Annotated in this window: 11 protein-coding genes, 1 pseudogene and 1 other annotated feature; of the genes and pseudogenes, 9 read left to right on the top strand and 3 right to left on the bottom strand. The window is 45.4% G+C overall.

From position 1 onward, the window contains the following. The 9 genes and pseudogenes from hemC (at position 1) to SporoP37_RS02230 (ending at position 10,260) form a co-directional block, all read left to right on the top strand. Positions 1–930 (top strand): hydroxymethylbilane synthase, encoded by a 930-nt coding sequence (gene hemC, locus SporoP37_RS02275; RefSeq protein ID WP_085430145.1) that lies wholly within the window; start codon positions 1–3, stop codon positions 928–930. Then, positions 923–1,687 (top strand): uroporphyrinogen-III synthase, encoded by a 765-nt coding sequence (locus SporoP37_RS02270; RefSeq protein WP_081242134.1) that lies wholly within the window; start codon positions 923–925, stop codon positions 1,685–1,687. Before hemC ends, SporoP37_RS02270 begins: the two co-directional genes overlap by 8 nt. Beyond that, positions 1,684–2,664: a porphobilinogen synthase gene (gene hemB / locus SporoP37_RS02265; RefSeq protein WP_085430144.1), complete on the top strand. Its 981-nt coding sequence runs from the start codon at positions 1,684–1,686 to the stop codon at positions 2,662–2,664. Before SporoP37_RS02270 ends, hemB begins: the two co-directional genes overlap by 4 nt. A 1-nt stretch (position 2,665) precedes the next feature. Further along, positions 2,666–3,961, top strand: a complete 1,296-nt coding sequence (gene hemL / locus SporoP37_RS02260; protein WP_085430143.1) for a glutamate-1-semialdehyde 2,1-aminomutase — start codon at positions 2,666–2,668, stop codon at positions 3,959–3,961. A gap of 267 nt (positions 3,962–4,228) precedes the next feature. Next, the gene (locus SporoP37_RS02255; RefSeq protein ID WP_081242132.1) at positions 4,229–4,852 is read left to right on the top strand and encodes a hypothetical protein; all 624 of its coding nucleotides are present in this window, start codon (positions 4,229–4,231) and stop codon (positions 4,850–4,852) included. A 228-nt stretch (positions 4,853–5,080) separates the two neighbouring features. After that, positions 5,081–5,299 (top strand) — a binding site (T-box leader). A gap of 52 nt (positions 5,300–5,351) precedes the next feature. Beyond that, positions 5,352–7,997, top strand: coding sequence for a valine--tRNA ligase (locus SporoP37_RS02245; RefSeq protein WP_085430141.1), 2,646 nt, complete (start codon positions 5,352–5,354; stop codon positions 7,995–7,997). Between the two features lie 357 nt (positions 7,998–8,354). Then, positions 8,355–8,819 (top strand): annotated as a pseudogene (locus SporoP37_RS02240) (GNAT family N-acetyltransferase). A 20-nt stretch (positions 8,820–8,839) separates the two neighbouring features. Continuing rightward, the gene (locus tag SporoP37_RS02235; RefSeq protein ID WP_085430140.1) at positions 8,840–9,094 is read left to right on the top strand and encodes a hypothetical protein; all 255 of its coding nucleotides are present in this window, start codon (positions 8,840–8,842) and stop codon (positions 9,092–9,094) included. A 572-nt stretch (positions 9,095–9,666) separates the two neighbouring features. Then, positions 9,667–10,260, top strand: coding sequence for a dienelactone hydrolase family protein (locus tag SporoP37_RS02230; RefSeq protein ID WP_085430139.1), 594 nt, complete (start codon positions 9,667–9,669; stop codon positions 10,258–10,260). Between the two features lie 58 nt (positions 10,261–10,318). Here the strand turns inward: SporoP37_RS02230 and SporoP37_RS02225 are convergent, their stop codons facing one another. The 3 genes from SporoP37_RS02225 to SporoP37_RS02215 all read right to left on the bottom strand — a co-directional run bounded on the left by SporoP37_RS02225 (position 10,319) and on the right by SporoP37_RS02215 (position 12,778). Beyond that, positions 10,319–10,903, bottom strand: a complete 585-nt coding sequence (locus SporoP37_RS02225) for a helix-turn-helix domain-containing protein (RefSeq protein ID WP_085430138.1) — start codon at positions 10,901–10,903, stop codon at positions 10,319–10,321. A 229-nt stretch (positions 10,904–11,132) separates the two neighbouring features. After that, positions 11,133–11,915, bottom strand: a complete 783-nt coding sequence (locus tag SporoP37_RS02220) for an ATP-grasp domain-containing protein (protein WP_085430137.1) — start codon at positions 11,913–11,915, stop codon at positions 11,133–11,135. Beyond that, on the bottom strand, positions 11,912–12,778 hold the full coding sequence (locus tag SporoP37_RS02215) for an ATP-grasp domain-containing protein (protein ID WP_085430136.1): 867 nt from the start codon (positions 12,776–12,778) through the stop codon (positions 11,912–11,914). The genes SporoP37_RS02220 and SporoP37_RS02215 overlap by 4 nt, the downstream gene beginning before the upstream one ends. Positions 12,779–12,829: the final 51 nt, after the last annotated feature.

Genomic DNA, 12,829 nt, shown 5'->3' with positions numbered 1-12,829 from the left:
GTGAGAAAGATTATTGTAGGTTCACGCAGAAGTAAACTGGCATTGACTCAAACCAATTGGTTTATTGAACAATTGAAACAGGCGGGTGCGCCATTTGAATTTGAAGTGAAGGAAATTGTCACGAAGGGCGATCAGATTTTGGATGTTATGCTTTCAAAAGTGGGCGGCAAAGGGCTATTCGTAAAAGAATTCCAGCAGGCCCTGTATAACAAAGAAATCGACTTTGCTGTGCATAGCATGAAAGACATGCCAGCGGTAATTCCTGATGGGTTGACAGTCGGCTGCATTCCAAAACGCGTAGATCCGCGCGACGCATACATTGCAAACGATCACGTGCGCTTTATGGACTTGCCGATCGGAGCAGTTGTGGGAACTTCAAGTCTCCGCCGCAGTTCACAATTATTGATGCTGCGTCCGGATATCGAAATCAAATGGATTCGCGGTAATATCGATACACGTCTGCGGAAGCTGCATGACGGTGAATATGATGCAATTATTCTGGCAGCTGCCGGACTCAAGCGTATGGGCTGGGATGACAATATCGTAACAGAGCACTTGGCGCTTGATGATTGTATCCCAGCGGTAGGACAAGGTGCACTGGCCATTGAATGCCGTGAAGACGATGCGGAATTGCGCCGTGAACTGGATAAACTTACTGATGACAAGACATGGGTGGAATTGCAGGCTGAACGTACATTCCTTGCTGAGATGGACGGTTCATGCCAGGTGCCGATTGCAGGATTTGCAACATATGATGGCAAAGAAGTCGAATTGACCGGATTTATTGCGTCACCAGATGCAATCGAAGTGTTCCGTGAAACGGTGAAAGGAACAGACCCAGTTGCAGTCGGTAAAGAAGTCGGTAAACTTTTGCGTGATCAAGGGGCCGCGGAAGTCATCGAGAAAGTGAAGGCAGAAATGGATGCGTAACGAACTGCCGTTAGCTGGAGAAACGGTCATTTTTACCGGAACACCTAAATCACAGGAAGCTGCCGAACTCGTGAAATCGTACGGCGGCATTCCTGTTTCTATACCCCTTATTGAAGTGGAAGAAATTCAGAAGAAGGCTGACCGCCAGAAGTTGCTGCAGGCGATGAAAGCGGATTGGCTGATTTTTACGAGTCAGTCGGCCGTCGCCGCATTTCGTGCGAAGATGCAGCGCTACGGGGTGACAGCAGATACATATTCGGGGAAAGTAGCGGCAGTCGGAACACGGACAGCAGCCTCTCTTGACCGGCTTGGTTTTTCTGTTTCATTCATCCCGAGTGTATTCAGTGCGGATGTCTTCGTTAAGCAGTTTAATCCGAAAGAGTCAGAGCGTCTGCATGTGGTCTTTTTAAAAGGTACATTGGCAGGCAGCCTGATTCGCGAGGAATTACCGTTTCATGTGTCGGAATGGACAGTGTATGAAACGAAAAGTGCAACAAGTGAAATCGATAAACTATGCCGCTGCATACTCCAGAAAAATCAGGTGTCTGTATTATTTGCAAGTCCGTCAGCCGTAGAGGTGTTTGCCAACCGTATTGCACCGAAAACGACATGGTCAGGGTTTACGGTTTGCGCAATCGGACACATTACAGAACGTGCGCTGCTGAAAACAGGCGCGCCCGTTCACGTGAAGCCTGAAACCTATACATTAGTCGAGCTGGTTCATGAACTGGCCAAACGAAAGGAAGAATTCAAATGAATCCAATAGAATTTAAGCGTCATCGCAGACTTCGTACACACCCAACAGTGCGTGCGATGGTAAGAGAGACAGAAATCAAAGCAGCGGATTTCATTTATCCTATCTTTGTGACAGAAGGTGAAAATGTACGCAATCCGATCGCATCCATGCCGGGGGTAGATCAATTTTCGATCGATCTTCTGCTGAAAGAGACGGATGAAGTCGTGGAGCTTGGTATTTCATCTATTATTTTATTCGGTATTCCATCCGAAAAAGACGCGGTCGGTTCAGGCGCTTACGACGATGAGGGAATCATTCAGCGTGCAACACGTGCAGTGAAAGAGCGTCATCCGGAATTAGTCGTTATTGCAGATACTTGTTTGTGTGAGTATACCGATCACGGTCACTGCGGTGTAATTCACGATAATGATGTAGATAATGATGCAAGCCTCGTACTGCTGGCGCAGACAGCTGTCAGCCAGGCGAAGGCAGGAGCTGACATCATTGCACCGTCCAATATGATGGATGGATTTGTTGCGGTGATCCGTCAGGCACTTGATGATGCAGGTTTCCAGCACATCCCCATCATGTCGTATGCTGTGAAATATGCGTCCGCTTACTACGGTCCGTTCCGTGAAGCTGCACAGTCAACTCCACAATTTGGCGACCGCAAGACGTACCAAATGGATCCTGCGAACCGCATGGAAGCAATGCGTGAAGCAGAATCTGATATTCTTGAAGGCGCAGATTTTTTAATCGTCAAACCAGCATTGTCTTACTTGGATATCATCCGTGACGTAAAGAATCACGTACTGTTGCCGGTCGTTGCATATAACGTCAGCGGGGAATACGCAATGGTCAAAGCAGCAGCTCTTAACGGCTGGGTTGATGAAAAGAAAATTGTACTGGAAACACTAACAAGTATGAAGCGTGCAGGCGCAGATATTATTATGACATATCATGCTAAAGATGCCGCCCGCTGGTTGGAGGAGAAGTAATATGGAAAAAATAACATATACGAAATCTAAACAAGCATTTGAAAAAGCGGTTGATTTAATGCCTGGCGGCGTAAACTCTCCGGTTCGTGCATTTAAATCAGTAAATATGGATCCGATTTTCATGGAAAGCGGTAAAGGCGCAATCATTACGGATATCGACGGCAATGAATATATTGACTACATTCTTTCATGGGGTCCGCTCATTTTGGGTCACACGCATCCTGATGTAGTATCAGCGATTCAAAAGGTCGCAGAAACTGGCACAAGCTTCGGTGCGCCTACACTTCTTGAAAATGAATTGGCGGAACTGGTGATCGACCGTGTACCTTCGATTGATATGGTGCGCATGGTGTCTTCAGGCACAGAGGCAACAATGAGTGCGCTTCGTCTGGCTCGCGGCTATACGAAACGCAATAAGATCCTGAAATTTGAAGGATGCTACCATGGCCACGCGGACTCCTTGCTGATTAAAGCAGGATCTGGTGTTGCCACATTAGGTTTGCCGGACAGCCCGGGTGTGCCTGAATCCATTGCTTCAAACACGATAACAGTTGCTTATAACGACTTGGAAAGTGTCAAAGCAGTCTTTAAAGAATTTGGAGACGATTTGGCCGCAGTGATCGTAGAGCCGGTTGCGGGAAATATGGGTGTTGTTGGACCTGACGACGGTTTCTTGCAGGGGCTGCGTGATCTGACGACGGAAAACGGTTCACTATTGATCTTCGATGAAGTCATGACAGGTTTCCGTGTCGGCTATAATTGTGCGCAAGGTCATTTCGGCATCACACCTGACTTGACGTGTCTCGGAAAAGTAATCGGCGGCGGTCTGCCAGTCGGCGCGTACGGCGGTTCACGTGAAATCATGGAACACGTAGCACCGGCGGGTACAATTTACCAGGCAGGTACTTTATCCGGTAATCCAATTGCTATGACAGCGGGAATTGAAACGCTGAAGAAATTGACGCCGGAAACATATGAGCGCTTTATTCAGCTTGGTGATCAGCTGGAAGAAGGCTTCCGCGCTGCAGCGAAAGCAAATAATATTCCGCACACTGTCAACCGGGCAGGTTCTATGATTGGGTTCTTCTTCACAGATGAACGGGTCAATAATTATGACAAGGCAAAAACTTCCGATCTTGAACTGTTTGCAGAATACTACCGTCTCATGGCGGAAGAGGGTATCCTTTTACCTCCTTCCCAGTTTGAAGGTATGTTCTTGTCAGCAGCACATACAGAGGAACAAATTGCAAAAACAGTGGAAGCATTCCATACAGTGTTTGCAAAATTGAAGAGATAATTTGGACGCCAGGCAGACAGACTTGCCTGGCGTTTTTTTGTTTATTCGTTTTGGAAGTGTTGCGGTTCTCCAGGCGAATAGCGCGGCTCCCTAGACGCATGGCGCTGTCAGCTATTCGTATTGCGTACGCGTTCACACTAATAACGGGATCCCTGCGACAATTAACACCATTACGCCGGTTCACTCCCGTTATACTTTACACATCACTTCTAAATTCCTCGCTTTCTTCATATAGTAGCCTGAGTTAAGAAAAGGAGTGAAGAGAAAATGACGACACATCAATGGACATTACAGGAGTCTTTTTATTTTCCTGCTGAATACGGCGCGTTTGCGGAAACGGCGGAAGTGAAGGTGACGCCTGGTTTTACTGAAGAACGTACAGAGGATGCAATTCGGCTGCAGGGGATCTATCATATTGCGGCAAACGTTGTATTTGATGCAGACAAGCAAGTGGAACTGTCGGCAGAGGACCTGCTCGTCATCGATGATGTGGAAGTAGAAAACGGCAAAGGATATTTTGAATATGCGGTGCCGCTGAATGTTGATTTGCCGGCAGAGCTTGACGGCAACCTGGAGCTTGATGTCCAGGATATTAAAACTGTTGCCAAAGAAGACGGCGGGTTGTCTCTGGAGTGGACCGTGCTTTTAAAGCAGGAAGTCCCTGTGCAGGAAGCGCCAATTGTTCAGGAAGAACCTGCGGCACCACAGCTGGCCGACGCTTCTACATCACATATGCAGTTTCTGGAAAATGCTGATCGTGCGGTAGAGCAAGTCCAAAATGAAATGGAAGACTTTCTCTTATACATCGCCCAGCTCGATGACGATGTGACGAGAAAGATCTTCCATTCAAATAATATTCTTGTAGAAGCAGAAGGACAAAGCAGCGAGTAAGCAAAATAATAAAAAGTCTCCGGTCGTAGGTACAATGAGTAATCGGATCAGCTGAAACACAGTCAGCGGAATAATGCAGCCTTTACAGTAAAATCTTGTCTTCCTGAGCCACGGCGGCAGCAGATAGGGATTATAACCTTTTCGCATCGTTCACCATCCTTTCTCGTTTGACTGGCAATCACTTGACGGACGCAGCATGTTTCCCATATAATAATGGGTGATAAGAATATAAATGCGAAGAGTAGGAAAGTACATGTGAACCGTTTTCTTCAGAGAGGGTGCGATTGGTGAGACGTGCCTGGAAACAGCAGATGGAAGTCCCCTATGAGCAGTTTCTGTGAAATAAGAGTAGCAGGAACCGGTGAAGACCGTTACCAAATCATGAAGATGTAATGCTCTTTAGCATTCATAAATAAAGGTGGTACCACGAGCTCCTTCGTCCTTTTACCGGGATGAGTGGGGCTTTTTTGTATCCCTTTTATTTGAAGGAGGAACTGTAATGACTGATGAACTGACAATGCCGACTAAATATGATCCGCAGGCAGTAGAAAATGGCCGTTATGAATGGTGGCTAAAAGGTAAATATTTTGAGTCCGATGTAAAGAGTGAAAAAGAACCTTATACGATTGTAATCCCGCCGCCGAACGTAACAGGCAAACTTCATTTGGGCCACGCTTGGGATACAACATTACAGGATATGCTTATTCGTATGAAGCGTATGCAAGGATACGACGCATTGTGGCTGCCCGGTATGGACCACGCGGGTATTGCGACGCAGGCGCGAGTCGAAGAAAAACTGCGCGCAGAAGGGAAAACCCGCTATGACCTCGGACGTGAAAAGTTTGTTCAGGAAACGTGGAAGTGGAAAGAAGAATATGCAAGCCACATCCGCGCACAATGGTCGAAGCTTGGTCTGGCGCTTGATTATTCAAAAGAACGCTTCACATTAGATGAAGGGTTATCAAAAGCAGTTCGCGAAGTCTTCGTAAAATTATACGAAAAGAAACTGATCTACCGCGGCGAATATATCATCAACTGGGACCCTGCAACGAAAACGGCATTGTCCGATATCGAAGTAATTCATAAAGACGTCCAGGGTGCATTCTATCATATGCGTTATCCATTAACAGATGGCACGGGATCCATTGAAATTGCGACTACACGTCCTGAGACAATGCTCGGTGATACAGCTGTAGCCGTACACCCCGAAGATGAACGCTATCAGCACCTGATCGGCAAAATGGTGAAGCTGCCGATTGTCGGACGTGAAATTCCGATTGTAGCAGATGACTATGTTGAAATGGACTTCGGAAGCGGTGCAGTGAAAATCACACCTGCGCATGACCCGAATGACTTTGAAATCGGTAATCGTCATAACTTGCCGCGGGTTCTTGTCATGAATGAAGACGGCACAATGAATAAATTAGCCGGCAAATATGAAGGTATGGATCGTTTTGAATGCCGTAAGCAAATCGTCAAAGACTTGCAGGAAATGGATGTGCTGTTTGAAATCGAAGAACATATGCACTCTGTGGGTCACTCGGAACGCAGCGGGGCGGTAGTGGAGCCGTATTTATCCACGCAATGGTTTGTCAACATGCAGCCGCTTGCCGAGCAGGCAATCAATCTTCAGAAAAATGAAGATGAAAAAGTAACCTTTGTTCCAGACCGTTTTGAAAAGACGTATTTAGGCTGGATGGAAAATGTGCACGACTGGTGTATTTCGCGCCAGCTATGGTGGGGCCACCGGATTCCGGCCTGGTATCATAACACTACAGGTGAAGTGTATGTCGGACATGAAGCGCCGGCGGATGAAGAAAACTGGACGCAGGACAATGATGTGCTGGATACTTGGTTCTCATCTGCGCTATGGCCATTCTCGACAATGGGCTGGCCTGATACGGAAAACGAAATGTACAAAAAATATTACCCTACAGATGCCCTTGTTACAGGGTATGATATTATCTTCTTTTGGGTGTCCCGCATGATCTTCCAGGCACTTGAATTCACAGAGGAGCGTCCTTTTAAAGACGTCTTGATCCATGGTTTGGTGCGTGCGGAAGACGGCCGTAAAATGTCCAAGTCCCTTGGCAATGGCGTAGACCCAATGGATGTCATCGAACAGTACGGAGCAGACGCATTGCGTTACTTCCTGGCAACAGGTTCTTCACCAGGACAAGATTTGCGCTATTCTACGGAAAAAGTTGAAGCGATCTGGAACTTTGCCAATAAAATTTGGAATGCTTCCCGCTTTGCATTGATGAATATGGATGGCATGACGTATGATGAAATCGATCTGTCAGGAGAGAAATCTGTAGCCGATGCATGGATCCTAACCCGTTTAAATGAAACTGTTGAGCAAGTGACAAGCCTTGCCGACCGTTATGAGTTCGGTGAAATGGGCCGGGCTCTGTACAACTTTATCTGGGATGATTTCTGTGACTGGTATATCGAGATGGCAAAACTGCCGTTATACGGTGAAGATGAAGCCGCGAAGAAAATGACGCGTTCGGTTCTTGCGCATGTTCTTGACCATACGATGCGTCTATTGCACCCGCTGATGCCGTTCATCACAGAAGAGATCTGGCAGAACCTTCCGCATGAAGGCGAGTCGATCACAGTAGCGAAGTGGCCGGAAATGGATGAGGCATTAATGGATAAGTCCCGTGCTGGCCATATGAAATTATTGATGGATATTATTAAAGCCGTGCGAAATATTCGTGCGGAAGTGAATACACCGATGAGCCGTAAAGTCGATTTGTATATTTCTGCAAAAGATGAAGCGACTGTGGCGGTGCTGGAAGAAAACCGCAGCTACCTTGAGCGTTTTTGTAATCCGGAAGCACTGACGATTGGCGTTAAAGTGAATGCGCCAGGCAAAACCATGTCAGCAGTTGTAACAGGAGCTGAATTATATTTGCCGCTTGAAGGCTTAATTGATATTGAAGAAGAGCTGGCCCGTTTGACAAAAGAGCTAGGCAAGTGGCAGGGAGAAGTGAAACGCGTTCAAGGTAAATTATCAAATGAACGCTTTACTTCAAAAGCGCCTGAAGCAGTTGTTGCGGAAGAGCGTGCGAAGGAACAGGACTATTTAGAGAAGTATGCGGCGGTTGAGCGCCGTATTGCGGAACTGAAAGAGATGTAAAAAAGGGATAGGCTAATAGCCAGAAGTGAACCTTTTAGAGAAGGGTTTTGTCCCAGCCTCATTATAAAGAATACTACATAGCCGGAAATGATGATGGTCATACAAACCAAATTCATTTCCGGCTATTTTTTGAATAAAAAACATTGACCTGTCAGCAGGAAAAAAACACCTTGTATCGAACATAAAGTATAGAACCTTATGAAACCAATGAAGAAGTGTTTTTTATGTATGAACAGATTATTTCTAGCGCGTTTCTCCTGTTGGAGACACGTGCGTTTTTTACAATTTTATCACAATAGTAAAGGTGCAACTGGACGACGAAAAGGAGGGATGTACGTGAGTTTTATCATTCGGGACATGGCGGATAAAGATTATAAGAGCATTCAGGATGTAGCGCTGGAAAGTTGGCGCGTTACGTATGAAGGGATTATTCCGCAGAAGATTCAAGATCATTTTCTTCAAGTGGCTTATCGTGATGAGATGATGGAAAAACGGATGCATAGCTCGCATATTTTTGTTGCTGAGATGGCTAATGAAGTAGTTGGATTTGCTGATTTTTCTCCGGCAGATGAGGGGGGAAGGTCGGAATTGCGAGCCTTTTATTTGTATCCTCAGCAGCAGGGCATAGGGATAGGTTCTGCTCTTTTAAGAAAAGGGATTGAAGAGCTTGAGGATATTAAAGAAATTGTAGTGGACGTGGAAAAGGAAAATATCGTTGGAAAGTAATTTTATGAAGCGAAAGGATTCAAGCCGATCAGAGAATTTGACGATGATTTTGCGGGCCATCTATTGAAAACAGTCCAGATGATTCTGACAATTTAATGGAAATAGGAGAGATGTACTTGAAAAGACTGATGTGGATTGCAGTGAATCTGCTAACCGGTTTATTTGTAACTATAAATAGTGTAGCAGGCTATGCAATTAGTGGCATAGGCGAAGGATCTTCTCCTAATATCAAGATACTTGGTTTGGCAGCCGTTTGGATGATTGGCTTTGCGCTCCAGTTGAAAAAGAAACTGCGCGCTATTGGACTAATCAGTACGTTCATTCCTGTGGTAGTTATTCTCTACGTGTATATAAAAGTTTCCATGATGTAACGGTTACACCTTAAATGAAGCAATAGAAAGATGAAATACGGGTGATAAAAACGGGCAGGGAAAAATAAGCAACTGCACGAAAATTCCTATCTTGCCATGGGAGTGGGCATCGGTTTATCTGTTTGGTAATCATGTGAGTAACGGTGTTTGACAATACTTCAGTTGGTATAGGTTTTTGCCTGCTGATCTGCGCGGCAGCCGGCAATCATGCCGACATGCAAAGATGTAAAATAATTTGTTCTAAACTAAGCCAAGCGCGTCTTATAGTTTAATAAAAGCCCTGCTGCTGATTACGGAGCAGCATTAGGGCTTTGGTGTTACACTGGGGTCATCATATCTAGTTTACATAATAAAATTACCTGCCCAATGTAGTAAGTATGGAGAATAATCAATTCTTCATGACAAGTGTACATAATGTGTTTCCTCTGTTAAAGTTCGCGGATCATCAGTGGATTTATTAGTTGGCTATCCAGCGAATAAGAGTGATCGTGAGAAAGACTGAAACCGGTAATTAAAGGGGGTTTCGTAAATGGTTATAAGTAGACTACTGAATCAAGTTAGGGGAAATCAGCATGCTTGTACTGGACAATAAATCTGAGACGTGTGTCATCGTTCTTCATGAAATATACGGGGTTAATCAGCATATAAAAGGCGTGTGCGAAATACTTTCTTCTTATCAATTTGATGTGATTTGTCCTGATTTATTAGGGCGGGGAATGGTATATGATTACGCACAGGAGAAAGAGGCTTATCAAAATTTTATGGAGCACGCAGGTATTACCGACGGATTACATAAAGTTCGGGAGCTGTTAGCTGATATTCAGCATAAGTACACGAAAATATTTATCTTGGGCTTCAGTGTAGGGGCAACAATTGCCTGGCTTTGCAGCGAAGAGGAGTGTGTGGATGGGGTTGTAGGATATTACGGCTCCCGAATTCGGGAATATACCGGCATCAGACCTGCATGCCCCGTGTTGCTTTATTTCGCAAAAATGGAGAAGTCATTCAATGTGTATGAGCTGGCACCGAAATTAAGCCAGACAAATGCAGATGTGCATATATGTGACGGTCGGCACGGATTCAGCGATCCCTATTCATCGGCTTATAATGAGGAACTGGCTGGAAGAGCATTCAATAAAACATTGCATTTCTTACAAAATAGCTGAATGAGTATCTCACACGGAAGCACTTCCTGATTGAAGTGCTTTTTTCGTGTGAAAATGATTAGATATACTGATAATATAATCCCGCTTGTGTATCGTACCATAACAGTGTGCCGTGTTTCCGGTTTGGAATACGTGTCTGGAAACTCCATTCAGGATATTGTTTTATAATTTGCACCTGATCACCGGTGGCAAATGCGATAAAAGAGATATAATGATCTTTTGTCATCGGATGGCTGCTGGAAATATAACGCTCGTTATCTATTTCTTCAATAGACAGCTTTTCTTCAGCAGCAGCTTTCTTCGCTTCTAAAGCTTCCAGTTTTCTGCCACAGCAGGATAAGGTGATGTCGCCCGTTGCCATGACGATGTTATTGCATATCGGACAGACAAAGTACTTTGATTTTTTCATATTTCCCCCTATGAATTCATTGGACAGTAATTCACCGTCCAAAATATTTTCTATATTGACGCCTAACAGCTCAGATAGACTGGGGAGCAATGTGACATCAGGACAGCCATATCCGCGCTCCCACTTTGAAATCGTCCGATCTGATATATGCAATTGATCAGCCAGCTGTTTCTGCGTAAGTCCTTTTTCTTTGCGCAAGCTGTAAATTAGCTCTCCAACTTTACTCGTATCCATCCGTTTTCCCTCCTGCTCTATATTGATCATAGGGGTATATAGCACACGTTTCAACAAACGCTCCGTGGAGATGCAGGAAAGTATATATATTCCTGCATCTCCACGGATTCTATGAAATACATACGCAAAATAATAAACAAGACTGTCACTGAACATCATTTCTTATGATGTCCGGCGGCAGTCTCGTTTATTTTACTCAAAATATCTTCCAAAATTAATTTGCATCCTGTCACTTCTCTAGCTGGTTTTTTACATATTCGAGCAGTTTCCCGGCAACTGAAAAGTCGTGTGTAACATACAGCGACCGCGCACCGACTGGATCTTCAATTTCATTCAGCAGCCAGCCGCCAGTGTTCGGAATGATGAAATCAATGCCGATATAGTCACTGGAAATTGCCTGGGAAATCGTTTGGACTTGTTTGGTTTCAGTCTCGTTCAGCGTATACTTTTCCACCGTGCCGCCGAGCGTGTAGTTGGATTTGAAAGAATCTTTGGCACCTGTGCGTTTTACCGCACCGAGAACCTCATTGCCGAGCATGAAAACCCTGATGTCTGTTGCGCTGGATTCAATGAACGGCTGCGCAATCAATTCTTCGGTAGGGTACCGTGCTAGAACGTCTTCTGCCTGCTGTGCGGTTTCGCAAAGAAAAACTTCACTGCCGCCGTGACCTGCGCGTGTTTTCATTACGCAAGGCAAAGGAAGAGGCTGATCCGCACGAAAAGTAGGGACGGCCGGTATACCAAGTAATGCCGCAAGCTCGAATGTGCGCAATTTATCATTTGCGGTCTCTTGCACACGTGCCCGGTTGAACAGGCGGTAGCCCGCTCGTTCCAATGTCAAAGACAGCCGGGGATCGCGGTCTCGGAATAGAATGAAATCGGCCGGTTCCGCAGGTGTTTCAGTCAGCAGTATTAATTCAATGCCGAGTGAAGCTGCTTCTTTTACTAATTCCTCGATGAACGCGGAATTTCGCTTTGCTTCCTGTTCGCTGTAATAAACGATGCCTTTCATTTCAGCTTCTCCAGTATGTACGAAATCATCGCATCAGCCACATTGATGCCCGTGACGTTTAAAAGGTTGCGTATATGCGCTGCGCCGTTTACTTCACAGACGAGCGGCTGCTCATTCGGACCGAATAATAAATCCACACCTGCGAATTCTGCACCGACTGCTTTGGCTGCTTCGAGCGATAGAGATTTCTGTTGTTCAGTCAGCTCCACGACTTCCGCAACTCCGCCGTTTGTAATATTGGCACGGAAGTCCGTCTCAGAATGGCGGTACATTGCAGCAATAATTTGATCACCGACAATATTGACGCGCACATCCCGTCCTCTGCTCGTCTCGATGAATTCCTGAAAGACATAATCGACACCGCGCAGCTCGTCCACTTTTTCACGAAACGCTTCTTTCGTCTCAATCAAATATACTTTCATGCCAAATGAACCGTGGCCCTCTTTAATGATCAGCGGTAATCCGAGTGTTTCGAGCACTTGTTCATAATAACCGCTGTCAGCAATCGTGAAGTTCGGATACACTTTCGGCGCAATAATTGTTTTTGGCATCGCGACACCATGTCTCGCAAGCTCCAAATACTGCTTCGCTTTATTGTCACATGTTTCGATTACTTCCGGATCATTGAAGACAGGGATGCCCGCCTGTTTTATATACTGCGCAAGCAGCGTGTCCTTATCGAGGAAGACGACAAAATCAGGTGTATTCTCGATTGGTTTTTGGAGATTCATATGCACTTCGTAGTTCTTCAACAGAGTCGCTTGAACTCCGGCCCGTTCTGCTGCTTCCTGTATGAGCCGCGCCTGATCGGCAAACTTATCGCTCGTCAGACTGCCATTATATATTACCCAACAACTTCTCAATCCCGATCCCACCTTTGCTATACTAGACCTATATCTTAATTTTAGCACAGG

The sequence above is a fragment of the Sporosarcina sp. P37 genome (genome assembly GCF_002109365.1).
GTDB lineage: Bacteria > Bacillota > Bacilli > Bacillales_A > Planococcaceae > Sporosarcina.
This window is presented reverse-complemented; position numbering and strand designations above follow the sequence as displayed.

Excerpts from the sequence above, each read along its gene's own strand:
- SporoP37_RS02270 (WP_081242134.1), top strand. The coding sequence starts at position 923 with ATGCGTAACGAACTGCCGTTAGCTGGAGAAACGGTCATTTTTACCGGA.
- hemB (WP_085430144.1), top strand. The coding sequence starts at position 1,684 with ATGAATCCAATAGAATTTAAGCGTCATCGCAGACTTCGTACACACCCA.
- hemL (WP_085430143.1), top strand. The coding sequence starts at position 2,666 with ATGGAAAAAATAACATATACGAAATCTAAACAAGCATTTGAAAAAGCG.
- SporoP37_RS02255 (WP_081242132.1), top strand. The coding sequence starts at position 4,229 with ATGACGACACATCAATGGACATTACAGGAGTCTTTTTATTTTCCTGCT.
- SporoP37_RS02245 (WP_085430141.1), top strand. The coding sequence starts at position 5,352 with ATGACTGATGAACTGACAATGCCGACTAAATATGATCCGCAGGCAGTA.
- SporoP37_RS02230 (WP_085430139.1), top strand. The coding sequence starts at position 9,667 with ATGCTTGTACTGGACAATAAATCTGAGACGTGTGTCATCGTTCTTCAT.
- SporoP37_RS02225 (WP_085430138.1), bottom strand. The coding sequence starts at position 10,903 with ATGGATACGAGTAAAGTTGGAGAGCTAATTTACAGCTTGCGCAAAGAA.
- SporoP37_RS02220 (WP_085430137.1), bottom strand. The coding sequence starts at position 11,915 with ATGAAAGGCATCGTTTATTACAGCGAACAGGAAGCAAAGCGAAATTCC.